The organism is Bradyrhizobium sp. USDA 4452, assembly GCF_054063575.1.
In genome coordinates, this window is record NZ_JBSSGK010000001.1 from 3209945 (window position 1) to 3226600 (window position 16656).

General features: G+C 65.5%; 14 protein-coding genes and 1 riboswitch. Of the genes, 2 read left to right on the plus strand and 12 right to left on the minus strand.

Annotated elements, in window-relative coordinates; translation table 11 throughout:
- Positions 1-2: 2 nt before the first annotated feature.
- From ACVISU_RS15455 to ACVISU_RS15495, 9 genes are all read right to left on the minus strand, one after another.
- Positions 3-647: an urea amidolyase associated protein UAAP2 gene (locus tag ACVISU_RS15455; RefSeq protein ID WP_456707493.1), complete on the minus strand. Its 645-nt coding sequence runs from the start codon at positions 645-647 to the stop codon at positions 3-5.
- Complete coding sequence (locus ACVISU_RS15460; protein WP_456707494.1) at positions 644-1489, minus strand: urea amidolyase associated protein UAAP1; 846 nt, start codon at positions 1487-1489, stop codon at positions 644-646. Before ACVISU_RS15460 ends, ACVISU_RS15455 begins: the two co-directional genes overlap by 4 nt.
- Positions 1486-2319, minus strand: coding sequence for an ABC transporter ATP-binding protein (locus ACVISU_RS15465; RefSeq protein WP_456707495.1), 834 nt, complete (start codon positions 2317-2319; stop codon positions 1486-1488). The genes ACVISU_RS15460 and ACVISU_RS15465 overlap by 4 nt, the downstream gene beginning before the upstream one ends.
- Positions 2316-3134, minus strand: a complete 819-nt coding sequence (locus ACVISU_RS15470) for an ABC transporter permease (RefSeq protein ID WP_050405821.1) — start codon at positions 3132-3134, stop codon at positions 2316-2318. The genes ACVISU_RS15465 and ACVISU_RS15470 overlap by 4 nt, the downstream gene beginning before the upstream one ends.
- Before the next feature lie 32 nt (positions 3135-3166).
- Complete coding sequence (locus ACVISU_RS15475; RefSeq protein ID WP_456707496.1) at positions 3167-4240, minus strand: putative urea ABC transporter substrate-binding protein; 1074 nt, start codon at positions 4238-4240, stop codon at positions 3167-3169.
- 78 nt (positions 4241-4318) lie between these two features.
- Positions 4319-4429: riboswitch (guanidine-I (ykkC/yxkD leader) on the minus strand.
- A gap of 297 nt (positions 4430-4726) precedes the next feature.
- Entirely contained in the window at positions 4727-5371 is a 645-nt protein-coding gene (locus tag ACVISU_RS15480) for a glutathione S-transferase family protein (RefSeq protein WP_050405819.1), read from the minus strand.
- Positions 5372-5375: 4 nt separating this feature from the next.
- On the minus strand, positions 5376-6119 hold the full coding sequence (locus ACVISU_RS15485) for an SDR family NAD(P)-dependent oxidoreductase (protein ID WP_456707497.1): 744 nt from the start codon (positions 6117-6119) through the stop codon (positions 5376-5378).
- Between the two features lie 65 nt (positions 6120-6184).
- Positions 6185-7381: a CaiB/BaiF CoA transferase family protein gene (locus ACVISU_RS15490; RefSeq protein ID WP_050405817.1), complete on the minus strand. Its 1197-nt coding sequence runs from the start codon at positions 7379-7381 to the stop codon at positions 6185-6187.
- Between the two features lie 121 nt (positions 7382-7502).
- A complete protein-coding gene (locus tag ACVISU_RS15495) occupies positions 7503-8375 on the minus strand; it encodes a helix-turn-helix domain-containing protein (protein ID WP_456707498.1) in 873 nt (290 codons plus the stop codon).
- Between the two features lie 186 nt (positions 8376-8561).
- Between ACVISU_RS15495 and ACVISU_RS15500 the strand changes: the two genes are divergently transcribed.
- Both ACVISU_RS15500 and ACVISU_RS15505 read left to right on the plus strand, forming a co-directional pair.
- Entirely contained in the window at positions 8562-9128 is a 567-nt protein-coding gene (locus ACVISU_RS15500; RefSeq protein ID WP_456710829.1) for a TetR/AcrR family transcriptional regulator, read from the plus strand.
- A gap of 52 nt (positions 9129-9180) precedes the next feature.
- Complete coding sequence (locus ACVISU_RS15505; protein WP_456707499.1) at positions 9181-9921, plus strand: SDR family oxidoreductase; 741 nt, start codon at positions 9181-9183, stop codon at positions 9919-9921.
- Between the two features lie 31 nt (positions 9922-9952).
- Here ACVISU_RS15505 and ACVISU_RS15510 read toward each other — a convergent pair whose 3' ends face one another.
- From ACVISU_RS15510 to ACVISU_RS15520, 3 genes are all read right to left on the minus strand, one after another.
- Complete coding sequence (locus ACVISU_RS15510) at positions 9953-10636, minus strand: hypothetical protein (RefSeq protein WP_063695287.1); 684 nt, start codon at positions 10634-10636, stop codon at positions 9953-9955.
- Positions 10637-10715: 79 nt separating this feature from the next.
- Positions 10716-11294 (minus strand): invasion associated locus B family protein, encoded by a 579-nt coding sequence (locus tag ACVISU_RS15515; RefSeq protein WP_456707500.1) that lies wholly within the window; start codon positions 11292-11294, stop codon positions 10716-10718.
- Complete coding sequence (locus ACVISU_RS15520; RefSeq protein ID WP_456707501.1) at positions 11291-16483, minus strand: beta strand repeat-containing protein; 5193 nt, start codon at positions 16481-16483, stop codon at positions 11291-11293. Before ACVISU_RS15520 ends, ACVISU_RS15515 begins: the two co-directional genes overlap by 4 nt.
- Positions 16484-16656: the final 173 nt, after the last annotated feature.

Consider the following 16656-nt stretch of genomic DNA (forward strand, 5'->3'; position numbering starts at 1 on the left):
CGTCACGCCTCCGGCTCGACGTCGTAGATCGTGACCTGTACCGGCGTTGGGAAGAAACCGTTGCAAGGGTTGTTGATCTGCGGGCAGTTCGAGATCAGGCACAGCACGTCCATCTCGGCGACCAGCTCGATTGCATCGCCGGGCTTGGAGACGCCATCGACCACAGTGAAATTGCCGGTGGGATCGATCGGCACGTTCATGAAGAAGTTCAGATTCGGCACGATGTCGCGCTTCGACATGCCGTATTTGGCGGCCTCGATCACGAAATTCTCGCGGCAGGCATGCTGGTAGCGGGTCTGGTGCCCGAACCGAACGGTGTTGCTCTCGCAGGAGCAGGCACCGGCCGAGGTATCGTGCAGGCCGCAGCTGTCTGCCGTGACGCGCAGCATCACCCGGCTCTCGTTGGACATGATCCTGGTGCCGAGCCCGACATAGGCCGAGCCCTGCGCGCGCAGCGTATCCTGCCCGCTGTAGCGCTCGCCGAAGTCGTCGGCGCGATAGAACAGCGTATCGACCGCCTGCTGGCCATGGGTATCCGTGATCCTCAGCGTCTGCCCCTTGCGGATGACGGCGGACCACGGCTTGCGCGCGGGGATTTCGACGTCGAGAACGATGCGGCCGCGGGTCTCGGCGGATTGCGTGGTCATCGCACCGCTCCTTCGCTCGTCTCGCCGAAATACAGCGCATTGTTCTGATAGGCGCGGATCGCCTCGGCCGTCGCGGTGCGGCACAAATCGTCGGCCGCGAGTGCACCGGCACGATAGCGCACGATCTCGACGCTCGCCTGCGGATAGGTCTTGGCCGGGTCGAGCGGATGTGGACAGTTCGACAGCGCGATCAGCAGGTCCATCTCCGCGCGCAGGTCGACGAAATCACCCTTGTGCCGTCGCGCGTCGGACCAGACAAACTTGCCGTCCGCATCGATCGCAACCGGCGCAAAGAAGCTGACGCAGGGATGGACGTCGCGGCGATCGAGCCCGAGCTTGGCTGCCGCCAGGAGGAAATTGTCACGCGTATTGCGGAAATTTCCGTCGCCGTACTTCGCCAGGTTGGTCGCCGCGGTCGAGCCGCCGACCACCGCATCGTGCGCGGCGCTGGTGTCCTCGGTGATGCCGAGCAGCGCCCGCCCCATGTCGGACAGCAGCACACGCCCCTTCTGCAGCCGCGCCGCCCATTGCACCTTGATGGTGTCGGCGTGGTTGAGCCGCTCGGTCGGGTCGGCGGCATTCCAGGCGAGCAGGCTGACGGCCGATGTCCCCGACGGATTGACGATGCGCAGCGTATCGCCACGGTTCAGGCACGTGGTCCAGTACCAGCCGGCCGGAATCACCTCGCGATGAATGATCGCGTCAGTCGCGATCGGCGCGGCGTCGCGCGCCGTCGGCTGTGGCAGCGCGCGCGGCGCGTGCTCCTGTCCGGCCGCCTTCAGCTCGTTGTAGCGCTTTGTATGCGCCGTGACCTCAGCCTTCTGTTCCTCTGTGAGGATCATGGGTGCTCCTTCAAGACGAGAGCGCCGGGCCGTCCCGGCTGATGCTCCTGGTCTGACCGGGTCGTCCCGATCGGAGCTGGTTGAACTGGTGACCGCAGCTCGGCGCTGCGGCGCGGAAAGATCTCGAGGTCGCGCGACACCGTGGCGCCGTAGCGCTCGCGCTCCTCGGGCCGATTGCGCTGCCGCTCCAGCGCGATCACACGGGTCGCGAGCCCGAACGCCTCGCTGAGGTCGTGCGTCACCATCACGACCGTCAGATGGGTCTCGTTCCAGAGCCGCTTCATCAACAGGTGAATGTCGGCACGAATCCCGGGATCGAGCGCGCCGAACGGCTCATCGAGCAGCAGGATTTTTGGCTCGCGCATGATCGCTTGGGCTAGCGCAAGGCGCTGCTGCATGCCGCCGGACAATGCTGATGGATATTTGCTCTCCTGGCCGGCGAGCCCGACCTCGGCCAGGAGTTTCATCGCGTCGTCCATGGCGGCGCGGCGCGCGGCGCCGAACAAGCGAGCGGAGAATTTGGCGTCGCGCAGTTCGCGGCCGAGCAATACGTTCTGCAGCACCGTCAGATGCGGAAACACCGAGTAGCGCTGGAACACCACGCCGCGATCGGCATCCGGCTCGCCGGGCAACGGCTTGCCGTCGACCAGGATCTGGCCGCGGCTCGGCTGCTCCTCGCCGAGCAGCATCCGCAGCAGCGTGGTCTTGCCGCAGCCGGACGGTCCGACCAGTGCAATGAAAGCACGCGGCTCAACCTCCATCGTGATGCGTTCGAGCACGATGTGATCGCCATATTCCTTCCAGACGTCGTCGAACCGGATCGCGCTCATTCCGCCCTCACCGACGCAAACCAGGGAAACAGCCTGCGCTGCAGAACGCGCAGGCCGACATCGATCAGGAACGCCAGCAGCGTGATCCAGGCGACGTAGGGAATGATGACGTCCATCGCGAGATAGCGCCGCACCAGGAAGATCCGGTAGCCGAGCCCGGAGTCGGATGCGATCGCCTCCGCCGCGATCAGGAACAGCCATGCGGGACCGAGTTGCAGGCGCAGCACGTCGATCAGGCGCGGCAGGGTCTGCGGCATCGCGACGCGTAGCGCGATCTGCCAGGTCGAGGCACCGAGCGTCTGCGCCTTGACGATCTGCTCGCGCGGCAACTCCTGCACTTTCATGGCGAGATCGCGGATCATGCAGGGCAGCGTCCCGATCACGATGAGCGCTATCTTGGAGTTCTCGCCCAATCCCATCACGATGAACAGGATCGGGAGCAATGCCAGCGGCGGCACCATCGAGGTGACGGACACGAACGGCCCGAGCAGGGCATTGGCGCCGGGCAACAGTCCGATCACGATGCCGAGGATGAGCGCCGCCACCGTCGAGATCGCCAGCGCCGACCCCAGCCGCCCGAGGCTCGCAACGGTGTCGGAGGCCATCAGATAGCTGCCGGTGCGGGGGTCGACCTCGAACGCCATCTGCTTGACGGCCTGCACCATGCTCGGCAGCGCCGGCAGCAGCTTGTCGTTCGGGTTTTGCGCGAGCCGCGCGCTGGAGCCGGCGAAGTAGGCGATTGCGACCAACAGGAACGGCAGCGCGAGCAGATAGAATCGCGTCTGCCGTCCCGGCCGTATGTTCACAAGTCGCATCCTCGGCTCCTGCTTGTGGCGGCACTAAGCGCTCAGAGCTTGCCCTTGGCGGCTTCATCCATAAAAGTCGAGTCGAAGCGCAGCTTGACGTTCGACTTGTCTCCCAGCACCGACTTGTCGGCGAGCTCGATGCCGACGGCGTCGGCTGACTTCGCGCCCTTGCCCAGCAGGTCCTTCTCGAACAGGAACTTGCGGACGCGATCCATGGTCGCCCCGACTGTCTTGCTGCGCGTAAACGCTTCGGCGTCGGTTGCCTTGTCGAACAGTTTGGTGGTCGAGAGTTGGCTGTCGAAGCCGGCGAGATCGGTGCCGGAAGCCTTGGCCATCGCCTCCTTCGCAGCCTTCGCGGCGGGATCGTTCGCCGTCATTTTCGACAGCGTCTCGTACCAGATGCCGACCAGTGCCTTGGCGAAATCCGGATTATCCTTGGCGACCGCCGTGTTCACCACCATCAGATCCATGATCTCGCCGGGGATCTGCGAGGAGTCGAATACCTTCTTGGCGTCGGGCGAGCCGAGGATTTCGGTCACGATCGGATTCCAGGTCACGACCGCGTTGACGTCGGGCGTCTTGTAGGCGGCGGCGATATCGGCATCTGAGGTGTTGACGACCTTGACGTCCTTCTCGCTCAGCTTGCTGGTCTCGAGCGCCCGGGCCAGCAGATAGTGCGACACCGAGAATTCGACCAGGTTGACCGTCTGTCCCTTGATGGCGGCGAGATCCGACTTGTTCTTGAGGATCACGGCATCGTTGCCGTTGGAGAAATCGCCCATCACGATCGCTGTCGTGTCGACGCCACCGGCGGCGGGAATCGATAGCGCGTCCATGTTGGTGATGGTGACGGCGTCATAGCCGCCGGCGGTGTACTGGTTGATCGATTCGACGTAGTCGTTGAACTGCTTGACCTCGATCGTGATGCCGTATTTGTCGGCCCACTTCTTGACGATGCCGGTGTCGGCCGCATAGCCCCACGGCATCCACCCGACATAGATCGACCAGGCGACCTTGAAGCTCTTCTTCGGTGCGGCGTCGGCGACGGATGCGGCCGCGAGCACGATCGCGCAGCCGGTGACAACAGAGCGGAGGAAGAAAACGAGTTTGTTCATTGCCGATCCCTCTTGCGAAACTTCACAAAAAGGGACTGGCGAAAAGACCATCGCTCCGCCAATCCCTTGGCTAACGAGGTCTCCCGGGCTTTTATCCCGCCGTGCACCTGCGGGGATGTCTCCCCCGCAAGCGGCTGCTCTCGGACCAGCACCTTGTGTCTCAAGGTCGGAACCCTAGCGGCCAACTCAGCGCCATTGATGCACGAGGCGTGCCACAGCACCGGGGTTTGAATCTCATGAGATTTCGGCGCGCGTGGCGTGGCCGCGCGAACGCTCTGCTTAAAAACTACGCAGGCCTGCCCAGAATTGGCTCTGTCATTCCGTCGTGGGCGTCAGCAGGATGCCTGCTATCGCTGATGTCGAGGGGATGTTCGATGCGCAGGCTCTTGACTGCTCTCTGGCGCGGATTGCATGGCCGCTACGGCCTGACGCCGCGATGCGATGTCGGCGGTCCGGCGCGGACCAGGCTCTGACGCGGGTGGCCGGTCACTTCTTCATGGTGTTGACGGCGACGCTTTCCTTGTAGGCCGGCCGCGACGTAACACGGTCGAGATACGGCGTTGCGACCTCGCAGACCCCGACACCGTAATCGATCGCCCACACCAGACAGGTCGTCAGCAGGATATCCGCGCTGGTGAACTGATCGCCCATCAGATATTGCCGGCCGTCCGACAGGGCGACCTCAACGTGCCGCAGCTGCTGGCGGAAATACTCGGCCGCTTTCACGACCACATCAGGAGCGTGGCCGTAGATATGGGCAAGGCCCTGGACGTCATGGCGGCGCATCACATAGAGACTGGTCGAGTCGAGCTCGGCCACGATGAAGAAGCACCATTCCAGCCATCGCGCGAAATCGCGCTCCTCGATGGGAACGAGCGAGACATTCGGGTTGGAGTAATGGCGCGCCAGATAGGCGACGATCGCCGCACTCTCCCCGATCGTGAAGTCGCCGTCCTGCAGCAGGGGAATCTTCTGCCGCGGATTGAGCAAGGTGTATTCCGGAGTCTTGGTCTCGCCCGAACGCGGCAGGATCGGCTTGCAGTGATAGTCCAGCCCCAATTCGTGCAATGCCCAATGGGCCCGGATCGTCCGCGATGTCCCTATCCCCCATAGCGTCAACGCTTCCGGCATGGTGTCACCATTTCTCGACGGAAGGACGCAGATCGAGTTCATGGCTCCAGCCGTCCCGGCTCTGCTGGTGCACGAACCAATAGGCCTCTGCGATCGAGGACGTGCGCGTCAAGGAATCCGGCGGGATCGCCGTCGCATCGATGCCCGTGGCGGCCTTCATCCGCTGGTGGATGGCCGGGCTGTCGACGCCGGCATCGATCAACAGATGCGCGACATGGATGTTCTTCGGCCCGAGCTCGCGCGCCATCGCCTGGGCGACTGCGCGCAGGCCGAACTTGGCGGACGCGAACGCCGCAAAGCCGCTGCTGCCACGCACGCTCGCGGTCGCGCCGGTGAACAGCATGGTGCCGCGGCCATGCCGCAGCATATGCCGTGTCGCCTCGCGCCCGACCAGGAAGCCGGCGAAGCAGGCGAGCTCCCAGGCCTTGAAGAACAGCTTTTCGCTGGTCTCGTGCAGCTCCTTCTTGACGTTCGAGCCGGCATTGAACAGGCAGACCTCGATCGGCCCGATCTCGCGTTCGACCCGCTCGCACAGCTCCTGCACCTCGGTTTCGCGCCGTGCGTCGACGCTGAACGCATGCACCTGGCTTCCGGCACCGGTCAGCTCCTCCACCAGCGCGCCCGACTTTGCCGCTTCGCGCCGCGCGATGCAGACGGTGTAGCCGCCGGCGGCGAAGCGCCGCGCCACCGCGGCGCCGATCGCATCGCCCGCGCCGACCAGCAAAGCAGTCTTGTTCGTCTGGGCCATAGGGCATCTCCCACCGACGGCGGTTGTTTTGGTTCAGCAATGGTGACGTTGCGTCGCGTGGTCGCTCAGACCGCGCGCACGGCCTTCTGCTCGATCATCTCTGCGATGACGGCTTCGCCGTAACCGAGATCGCGCAGTACCTGCCTGGTATGCTGGCCGATGCGCGGGGCCGGGCCGCCGATCGCGGCGGCGTCGACCTCGAACCGCGCCGCAGGCTTCGGCTGCCGCACGGTGCCGACGCCGGGCTGTTCCAGCTCGGCGATCAGCCCACGAGCGACCACCTGCTCGTTGGCAATGATTTCGCCGCGCCTGAGGATCGGCGCGCAGGGCACGTCGGCCGCATCGAGCCGAGCCAGCCATTCGGCGGTGGTGTGCCTGCCGATATAGTCCTGCATCTTGTTGATGCGCGCCGTCGCGTTGACCGAGCGCGACGCTGGCGTGGCGAAGCGTTCATCTCTGGCAAGCTCCGGGTCGCCGGTAGCTTTGCAGAAGCCCTGCCATTCGGAGTCGGAGATCGTTCCGCACGTGAGGTATCCGTCCGAGGTCTGGAACACGAGATCGGGACGATCGTTCGGATCCGCCGTCGCCTGCTCCCGGCCAACCACCGTGTACTGCATCATGCCTTCCGGCCAGAGATAGGCGATCATCGCGTCGAGCATCGCCACCTGGATGTGCTGGCCGCTGCCGGATTTTTCCCGCGCGTAGAGCGCCGCGGTGATCGCCTGCGCGGCATAGACCGCCGTGGTCTTGTCGGCCACGATGGTCCGGATCATCTGCGGACGGTTGGTCACCGGCTGCGCCTGGATATCGCAGAAGCCCGAGAGGGCCTGCACGATCGGATCGTAGACGCGCTTCTTGGCGTAAGGCCCGTCTTCGCCGACGCCGCTGATCGAGACATAGATCAGCCGCGGATTCTTCCTGCGCACCTGGTCCGGACCGAGCCCGAGACGTTCCATCGTGCCGGGCCGGAAATTCTGCACCAGCACGTCGGACTGCATCACCAGCTTGCTCAGCACGTCCCGGCCGGCATCGGTCTTCATGTCGATCGAGAGCGAACGCTTGCCGCGGTTCGACGAGATGAACAGCGCCGAGAACTCGCCGGTCTTGTCGACATTGGCCCGGCTGCGGCGGGTGATGTCGCCGCCGATCGGTTCGACTTTCAGGACGTCCGCGCCCTGATCGGCTAGGAACATCGTCGCGAACGGACCGGAAACGACACCGGTCAGATCAAGTACGCGAACTCCCGCCAATGGCCCTGGCATGCTTTGCTTCCTTCTCCAATGCGCGGACGCGACCAAGCCTTGCGCGCAACCTCGGCATACGATGGACGGGCCCGCCGGCGCTTGCTGGAAAGCGCCTCGACTTGCAAAAAAGCGCCGAAACTCACGCCCGGCCCTGCTGCCGGAATACCGACGGACTGACGCCCGTGACTTGCCTGAACGTCGACGAGAAATGCTGGGCGTGGCTGAACCCCGACGCCAACGCGATGCTGGTCAGGCTCTCGTCGGTGTCGCTGAGGCGGCGCTTGGCGACCTCGATGCGCAGGCCAAGCACATAGCGATGCGGGCTGGTGCCCATGCTCTCCTGGAACGCGCGCAGGAAATGCCGCTTGCTGAGACCGGCAACATCTGACAGCGCCGACAACGAGATCGTCTCGCCAAGATTGGCCCTGACGAATTCTTCGATCCGCCGCAGCTTGAGCGCCGGCAGTCCGCCACGGCTCGGCGCCTTCGCGGGTTCTGCAACGCGCGAGAGCCGCGCCATATGGGCCAGCGCCTGGCTGGCCCAGCCTTCGGCGAACAGATCGAACAGATTGTCCGGCGTGGCCGCTTCCCGGCAAAGCTCGGAGAGACCGCGGCAGAGCTGGTCATGGCCGAACGCAATCGCTGATGTTTCGATCAAGCCGTTGAGACGGCTCTGCACGAATTTCGGGTCGAGGAAAACGACGACATAGTCGAATGCCGGGCCGACCGACCACTCGCCCTCGATCTCGGTACCGGCCGGGAACAGCGCGAGGTTGGCCGCCCTGGAGAACTCATATTCGACCGGACGCCCGTCGATCGTGGCCTGCAACCGCGAGCAGCCGTTGCGGAACCAGAACAACGTCAGTTCAGGCTGCCGGAAGTGCCAGTTCATGCGCGGCCGCGAGGTCCGCCTGAGCAGTTCGACCCTGATCGGCTCCGACCGCGCGATGACGGACGACACCAACTCACCGCCGACCTCGCGGACAAACCGCTCCGGACGCGCTTCCTCCATGGGACATCTCCTCCGCGTTTGGCACGGATGGTAAGTTCCAAATCAGAATTGACGATCCAGAGCAGAAAATCCAGCCCTTTGATGGCTGATCGCCAAGATGTTAGCGGGCAGTTGCGGAGGATTGCGCATGCGACCGTGATGCCAGCGGTTCTTGACCGATCATTCCAAATCTGTCATTGCCAAACAATGGCACGACCAAAGGAGTTCATTACAGAAGAGGCGCTCGATGCCGCGATCGGCGTATTCCGCGCACACGGCTACGAGGGCACGTCGGCCGAAATGCTAGTGCGAACGCTCGGCATCGGCCGGCAAAGCCTTTACGACACGTTCGGCGACAAGTGGCAGCTGTATCTCGCCGCAGTGCAGCGCTATGCCGCCCGAGAGACCGCGGCACATTTGTCAGCCCTCGCAAGCCAGCCGCGCGCGGTCGACGGCCTTCGCGCCATGGTCGAGCGCGTGGTGGATGACGCAGCGGAGGCGTGTCTGGGCGTCAATTCGATCTGCGAATTCGGCACCGGCAAGCCCGAGCTTGCGACTATTCGTGACAATGCGGGACGCGCGCTGAGCAAAGCGATCGTGGCGCGAATCCGCGAAGCTCAGGCGCAGGGAGACGTGGCAGCCGAAATCGATCCGTCGAGCGCGACCGAATTCCTCCACGCATCGTTCGCAGGCATCCGGATCGCCGCCCGTGGTGGCGCCGGACAGCGGCGGCTGCGGGCACTCGGACAGTTGGCGATGCGGGCCCTCGTGTAATTTTTTTGGCCTATTCTGGAATGAACATTCCAATAAGAAAGGAAGCACGGAAATGACTGACCCAGTATCGGAGAACCCAGGCACCGCCCTCATATTCGGGGGCTCCCGGGGGATCGGCGCCGCGATCGCCAAGCGCCTCGCGGCGGAGAAGTTCTCGGTCGCCCTCACCTATGTGAGCAGGCCCGACAAGGCGCGCGAGGTATGCGACGCAGTATCCGGAGCGGGAGGCAAGGCAATCGCGATCCACGCCGACAGCGGCGATCCCGCCGCGATCCAGCGCGCCGTCGCGGAGGCCACCGATCAACTCGGACTGCTCGACGTCGCGGTCATCAATGCCGGCGTGCTTCGCCTCGGATCGATCGAGTCGTTCAATCCCGACGATCTCGATCTGCTGCTCAATGTGAACATTCGCGGCGTGTTCCTGGCGATGCAGGCCTCCACCGCCGCCATGCGTGACGGCGGGCGGATCATCACCATCGGGAGCAATACGGCAATCAGGACCGGCGCCGCCGGCGGCAGCGCCTATGCAATGACGAAGGCCGCGGTCGCGTCACTCGTGAAGACCGCAGCACTCGATTTGGCCCCGCGGCAGATCACGGTCAACAATCTGCAGCCGGGACCGACGGAAACCGACATGACCGCCGGCATGGCCGATTGGCTGAAGGAGAGGATTCCATTGCGCCGCCTGAACAGTCCGGACGATGTCGCATCGGCCGTCTGCTTCCTGGCCGGCAGCCGCGCGAGCCTGATCACGGGCACCAGCATCACCATCGACGGCGGCTACGTTCTCTGATCGAACGCCGTCACGATGCGACAGCGCCGCGCTATCCGGCGACCCGGAGCGCGGTCACCGCGACGCAGGCGTTGCCGAACGGAATCAGCACCACCTGCGCGCCGTTCGGCAGCGCGATCGTCGCGAGGTCACCGAGCGCGCCGCTTTGCCCGTTGAGCTTGGCGAGCTCGGCTGCAACCGTCGGGCAGCTTTCCGCGCTCGGCGTTACCCGCACCAGATTGCCCTCGCAGGACGACCCGACCGGCGCGGCAAACACGATGCCGGCGGCGCGCTGGGCAGCGCTGCCCTGCGGCGCCTGGTTGGGTGCGAGTGCGACCAGCGACTGCACCGAATGCGAATTGCCGGCCTTGGCATCCCACTGCGACTGCGCGGTGTAGTTGGAGTTGGTCGCAAGACCGCGGCCGAGCAGCCCGAACAGATTGGCGCAGGTCGCGATGTTGCCCTGCCGCGCATGATCGTCGAACACGGTCGGCTGCTGCCCCGCCTGCTGCTGTGGAACGGATGCCGCGGCTGCCGCTGGCGTCTGCGCCTCCTGCGGGCGCGGCTGCGACTTGTGCGGCTGTGGCTTCGCAGCGGCGGCAGGCTTCTTGGCCGGTGCAGGTGCGGCCGGCTGCAAGGGTGCAGGTTGCGTTTGCTGCGCGTAGACCACGACGCCGGCAGCACCGAGCGCGGCCACGACGACCGCAACAAAGATCAATCCAAGGGTGCGCCGCATCGACAATCCGTCCTTTTCACTTCGCACTTCAGTTTCGAGCCGGATGCCGGAATTCCTCATCCGCATGTCCGACCTCGCTTCATTTCAGTTTCGCCAGCACACCGGACAGTCCATCGAGCGGCGCTTCCAGCACGATCGGCCCTGCTTGCGGAAGCTGATAGGACACAAGGCACGGCGTCGCCGCCCGGATGTGCCGCCTCAGCACATTGCCGATCGCGACCGTGGCAAAGCAGAAATTGGCGTCGCAGCGATCGGTCTGCGCGACGATGCGGTTGGGACTATCGCCCATCGCGAGCTCGATCTGCGCGCCGACGCCAGCGGCTGCGGGAATCCGCATCGCCATCAGCGGCTTGCCGTCGGCGGTCGCAATCAGCGACCAGTTGAAGGCGACCGCGCCCTGCGCGTTGACGATCGACTGCGTGACGTTGCAGACGCGGCGCTTGGATTTGAGACTCTCGTCGCAGATCAGGGTCCAGTTCTTGAACGGCTGGATCATCCGCCTGAACTCGCCGAGCGTCTCGCCTTCCGGCACCACGACGTCGGACGGCTTCACGCTGTAGGCAGCTGGCGGCGCGCCCTGTGCGGCGGCGCTCGCCGCCGCACCGAGCCAGATCGCAAAAGCCAGACACGCCAGCCGCCTCGTCGCCGTCAGCGTCAATTGAGCGTCAGGCTCACGCCGGCGCTGACGCCCCAGTCGCCGCCGGCGGTGGTTGCCGCCGCGTTGGTGCGCAGCTTGCCGTTCTCGCTGGTGTAGCCGATACCGAAGGCGAGCGCGCCCTGGCTGCGCCAGACGCCGCCACCGGCCGATGCGCTGATCTTGCCGGGCCGGTCGTCATAGCGCAGCGATGCCGCAGCCATGCCGATCGCGGCGGCGCGCCAGGCGTCCTGCCGCACCTCGCCGATCTGGCCGTTGAGTTGCTGGAACGCGCTGTTGAGCTGGTTGACGTTGACCGCGTCGGTGCCGGCGACACCCGCCGCCACGTTGCTGATCGTCACCGGTCCGCCATTGCCGCTGTTCAGCGTCACCTTGTTGGTGGTGTTGCCGGAGGCATCGGTGTCGTAGCGGATCGAGCTACTGGCAACCGCCTGCAGCTGGCTGACATTGACCGCATCCGTCGCGGCCGAGCCGGCGGCGACATTGGTGACGCGGCGTTCGGCGCCGGCCGAGCCGACCGACACTTCGCCGGTCGCAACCCCCGCGACGCTCTTGCCGACGACGGGCGTATAGGCGGCATCGCTCAGATTGGCGGTGGTGGTTGAGTTCGCGCCGAGCGCCAGCGAGTTGGCCGCCGTTGCCTTGGCGCCGGCGCCGATCGCGACCGAATTGTCGCCCGACGCGGCCGAGCCGTTGCCCATCGAGATCGCATTGGCACCGCTCGCCACCGACCGCGGTCCGATCGCGACGCTCTCCGCACCGGTCGCAATGGAATCCGCCGCGGTCGAATTGGCGTGGAAATATTTCACGCCGCCACCGCCGGTCGAGATATTGCTGACCGTCGTATAAAGGGCTGCAAGCGAGGTGTTGGTGGCCCAGAGCTGCGAGCCGTTGATCGCATCCGTCGAGGTCGAGCTGATCTGGCCGGCGGCGACATTGGTGATGGTTCGCTCGGCACCCGCGCTGCCGACGCTGACGGTCGAGGTCGGTGCGGTTCCGGCGAAGTCGTAGGTGGTGCCGGCGATGGTGGTGCTGGCGGTCTTGACCACGGTGGAGGTGGTCGAATTGGCACCGAGCGCGACGTCGCCGGCCTGCGCGGTCGCCTTGGCATTCGGGCCGAGTGCGACGCTGGTCGGGTTGGTGGTCTGCGCTCCAGCGCCAATCGACACCGACTGGATGCCGTTGGCCGCCGCATTGGTTCCGAACGCGATCGAATCGGCGAAATTGGACACCGAATTCTGGCCGATCGCGATGCCGCCGGGCGCGGTTTGCGCCACGGTCGCGCCATTGCCCATGCCGATGCCGTTGTCGCCATTGACCACGGTCGCAGGTCCGACCGCGACGGAATTGTTGCCGACCGCGAGCGAGTCGGCGAGCGTCGAGTTGGCGTGGAAGTATTTCGTCGTCGTGGTCGCAAACGAGGTCAGCGCGCCGGTCAGCTGCCGCACGGTGACCGCGTCGCTCGACTGGGTGCCGTCAGCCACATTGGTGATCTGGCGATAGCTCGTCGCATTGCCGACCGACACCGCGCCGAGCAACGCGAGATCGGTGGTGTTGTAGGGAATGATGGTGCCGCCGATCGTGCCGGACGCCGGCGCGAGCGCGCGGTTTGAGATCGAGCCCGAACCGATCGCAACGCCGCCATCGACCGCCGCCTGGGTGTTGAAGCCGAGCGCGGTGGAATTGGCTGCGGTTGCCGACGCGGCGACGCCGGCCGCCATCGAGTTGGCCCCGGTCGCGCCGTTGTTGTTGTAGTTGGCCTGCTGGGTGCCGCCGTCGTTGTAGCTGTAATAATGCGTCAGGCCGTTGTTGACGACAGTCGAGAGGCTGTCGATCGCCGAAGTCGCGGCAAACAGCTGCGAGCCGTTGATCGCGTCGGTCGAGCCGTTGCTGACTCGTCCCGCCGCGACATTGGTGATGGTGCGTTCGTTGCCGACGGAGCCGACGCTGATCGTCGAGAGCGGGGTGGTGCCGGCGAAGCTATAGGTGGTGGTGCCGATCACCATGCTGCCGGTTTGAACCGCCGCGGCAGTGACGCTGCCGGAGCCGAGCGCGACAGCGCCGGCGTTCGCGGCGCTGGCATTGGCGCCGAGCGCGAGCGCATTCGCAGCTCCCGCACTCGAATTGACACCGAGGGAGGTCGCCTGAACGTCGGAGGCCGCCGCATTCTGGCCGATCGCCGTGCTTGACGTCGCCGAGGCCTGGGCATTGGGTCCGATCGCCGTGCTGAATTGGCCTGTCGCCTTGGATATGTATCCCAACGCCACTGCATCGAGCGCCGATGCGGTAGATTGGTAGCCGGCGGCGATCGCATTGTTGCCGCTGGCCGCCGAGGCGTTACCAACCGAGATGGCATTGGTGCCGGTCGCTGTCGACACCGGGCCGATCGCAACCGAGTCGGTGCCCACTGCAGAGGAATCCGCCAGCGTCGAATTGGCATGGAAGTACTTGATGCCGCCCCCGACGTTGATGTTGTTGACGGTATTTGCGAGGCTGTCGACCGCCTGGTTGGTGGCGAACAGCTGCGAGCCGTTGATCGCGTCGGTCGAAGAGTTGCTGAGGCGTCCCGCAGCGACGTTGGTGATGGTGCGTTCTGCGCCAAGCGCGCCGACGCTGACGGTCGAGAGCGCTGTCGTCCCGGCGAAGCTGTAGGTGGTGCCGTTGATCAACGTGTTCGGCGTGTTGACAGCGGCCGACGTGACGCTGCCGGAGCCGAGCGCAATAGCGCCGGCATTGCTCGCGTTGGCGTTGGCGCCGAGCGCGAGTGCATTCGCGGCACCGGCACTCGAATTGACACCGAGAGAGGTCGCCTGAGCATCGGAGGCCGCTGCATTCTGGCCGACCGCAGTGCTGGACGTGGCCGAGGCCTGGGCATTGGGTCCGATCGCCGTGCTGAATTGGCCGGTCGCCTTGGCGATGTGTCCGACCGCGACGGCGTCCCCGCCGGACGCCGCAGCGCTCACCCCCGCCGCAAGCGCATTGGCGCCGGTGGCTCCGGCATTGTTGTAGTTGGTGTCGGTGCCCGTACTCACGCTGTTGACGCTGTAATCGTGGATCGCGCCGGCGGTGATCTGGCTCGATAGCGTATTGGCGACGCTGTAGAGCTGCGAGCCGTTGATGGCGTCCGTGCTCGACGTGCTGATCCGCCCGGCCGCGACGTTGGTGATGGTGCGCTCGGCGCCCACCGCGCCGACGCTGACCGTCGAGCCCGGCGTGGTGCCGGCGAAGCCCGAATAGGTGATGCCGTTGATCACCGCATTTGGCGTGCCGACCGCGGCGACGGTGACGCTGCCGGAGCCGAGCGCGATATCGCCGGATTTTGCCGCCGCCGTGGCGCCGTCGCCCAGTGCGATATTACCGGCAAGACCGGCAGCGCCTGCGGTGGAGCCATTGCCGAGCGCCACCGAACCCTGCCCGATCGCCTTGTTGTTGTTGCCGATCGCAACCGCGCCGTTGGCCTGGTTGGCGGCGGTTGCACTGGCCGTGCCGTCGCTGTTGGCGATGTTGTTGGCGCCGCCGGTGAAGGCGCCGGTGCCGCTGGCATAGCTGGGATCGCCGATCGCGACTGCACCGTTGCCGAAGGCGGTGTTGTTCGCGCCGATGGAGACGGCCTGACCGCCGGTTGCCACCGAGTTGGTGCCCACCGCAACGGCATTTGTCGAACTGGCCGCGGCATTGGTGCCGAGCGCAATCGCGCTGACGGCGCTGGCAGCCGCCTGCCCGCCGATGGCGATGGCGTTATTCCCGGAAGCATTGGCGCCGGCCGTCGAATTGCCGCCGAGCGCTACCGATCCGGCGCCTGAGGCGATCACCCGCGTCGACACCGTAGTCCCGCCGGAGCCAATTGCAGTTGCATAAGTGCCCGTCGCTTGGGCCTGGGTGCCGAGGGCAGAGGCATTTCCGCCTGATGCGGACGCCCCAACGCCGAGAGCGGCAGCAGAAACACCGGTGGAGCTCGCATTATTGCCGACCGCGATACCGCCCGTCGCCGTGCCGCCGACGATTGCACCCGATCCGATCGAAACCGCGCCCCCCGCGGCCAGCGCCTGCGCCTGGTTACCCAAAGCAACGGCGAAATTCCCGGATGCGGTGGCGAGATTGCCTCCGGCAAATGCGCTCGTTCCCGATCCCGCAGCGGAAGAGCCAATGGCAATCGCGTTTGCGCCCGACGCATTCGCGGTGTAGCCCAACGCGTTCGCACCTTGGCCGGAGGCGGTCGCGCCGTTTCCGAGCGCAGTCGTTTGATTGCCCGAAGCGGTGGCGGAGGTACCGAGGGCGCTGGCACCGGTGCCGGTCGCAGAAGCGCTCGAACCAACGCCGGTCGACCACGCCCCTGTCGCGGTGGAGCCGGTACCGAGCGCGACGGCCTCGAACGTGAAGCCGCTCGGTGCGGTCCCACTGGCATTCGCATTCACGCCGATCGCGATCGGCGAACCACCGCCGGTTCCCGCGTTGGCCTTGGCGCTGGTTCCGATGGCCGTGCCCGAGCCGTTTGGGGATGATGCGGCAGCGCTAAATCCAATGGCTAGCGAGGAGCCGCCGGAAGCGCTCGAGCCGTTACCGATGGCGGTCGCAGCTGCCCCATTTGCTGTGGTGTTGACGCCGAAGGCGCTCGATCCGGCGCCGGTGGCGTGCGCGTTCCCGCCGATAGCCAGAGCATTGACGCCAGTCGCGTTAGCAAAGACCCCCATGCCGATCGCATTCAGGCCGTTCACAGAATTAGCATAGCCCACGATGATCGAGCCATCGCCGGTCGCGGTATTGGCATCGCCGATTGCCAGCGAGTTCTGCCCATTTGCATTGGTGCCGGTGCCGATGGCGGTTGCGTTAGCGCCGGCAGCATTGGCGCCGCAACCCATGGCCGTGCTGCCTGCGGTTGCAGCAGTGGGGTTGGTGCAGTTGGCGGGGTTGCTCAAGACACCATTTCCGATCGCAACCTGCGCAAACGCCGCCTGCGGAGTCATGCCTCCGATGGCGACAAGCAGCGCGCCGACCACTCCGCCGACACCCAGCGAACCGAGCCCCAGCCGGTCGCGCTTGACACCGAGTGTCCGATGGGACTGACGCAGCACGGCGAGAAGTCGCCGCCGCAGCGAACGGCTGCCCGCATCGCTCGACGCGACCCAGCTCCGGACGAAGCCGGAGCGGCCCTGACTCTTCAGCGATTCGGTTGAGTTGCGTGCGACAACCATGGTGCGACCCCTTTGTGACATCTTGTCCAGACGTCGGGGGTGCTGGGCCGCGGACCGTGTCGACATGCGCGTCCTTTGGGAGCGCATGTGACGATATGAAGACAGCGCAACGCGCGCCTGCCTTGTTGTCCTGACCGATGATGTGTCGAACTCAACGAGCGCATCTTGCCACC

What these genes read in the sequence shown, in the direction of transcription:
- ACVISU_RS15490 (WP_050405817.1), bottom strand. Translation starts at nt 7,381, where the DNA reads ATGCCAGGGCCATTGGCGGGAGTTCGCGTACTTGATCTGACCGGTGTC.
- ACVISU_RS15510 (WP_063695287.1), bottom strand. Translation starts at nt 10,636, where the DNA reads ATGCGGCGCACCCTTGGATTGATCTTTGTTGCGGTCGTCGTGGCCGCG.
- ACVISU_RS15470 (WP_050405821.1), bottom strand. Translation starts at nt 3,134, where the DNA reads ATGCGACTTGTGAACATACGGCCGGGACGGCAGACGCGATTCTATCTG.
- ACVISU_RS15495 (WP_456707498.1), bottom strand. Translation starts at nt 8,375, where the DNA reads ATGGAGGAAGCGCGTCCGGAGCGGTTTGTCCGCGAGGTCGGCGGTGAG.
- ACVISU_RS15455 (WP_456707493.1), bottom strand. Translation starts at nt 647, where the DNA reads ATGACCACGCAATCCGCCGAGACCCGCGGCCGCATCGTTCTCGACGTC.
- ACVISU_RS15485 (WP_456707497.1), bottom strand. Translation starts at nt 6,119, where the DNA reads ATGGCCCAGACGAACAAGACTGCTTTGCTGGTCGGCGCGGGCGATGCG.
- ACVISU_RS15460 (WP_456707494.1), bottom strand. Translation starts at nt 1,489, where the DNA reads ATGATCCTCACAGAGGAACAGAAGGCTGAGGTCACGGCGCATACAAAG.
- ACVISU_RS15500 (WP_456710829.1), top strand. Translation starts at nt 8,562, where the DNA reads ATGGCACGACCAAAGGAGTTCATTACAGAAGAGGCGCTCGATGCCGCG.
- ACVISU_RS15475 (WP_456707496.1), bottom strand. Translation starts at nt 4,240, where the DNA reads ATGAACAAACTCGTTTTCTTCCTCCGCTCTGTTGTCACCGGCTGCGCG.
- ACVISU_RS15520 (WP_456707501.1), bottom strand. Translation starts at nt 16,483, where the DNA reads ATGGTTGTCGCACGCAACTCAACCGAATCGCTGAAGAGTCAGGGCCGC.
- ACVISU_RS15480 (WP_050405819.1), bottom strand. Translation starts at nt 5,371, where the DNA reads ATGCCGGAAGCGTTGACGCTATGGGGGATAGGGACATCGCGGACGATC.
- ACVISU_RS15505 (WP_456707499.1), top strand. Translation starts at nt 9,181, where the DNA reads ATGACTGACCCAGTATCGGAGAACCCAGGCACCGCCCTCATATTCGGG.
- ACVISU_RS15465 (WP_456707495.1), bottom strand. Translation starts at nt 2,319, where the DNA reads ATGAGCGCGATCCGGTTCGACGACGTCTGGAAGGAATATGGCGATCAC.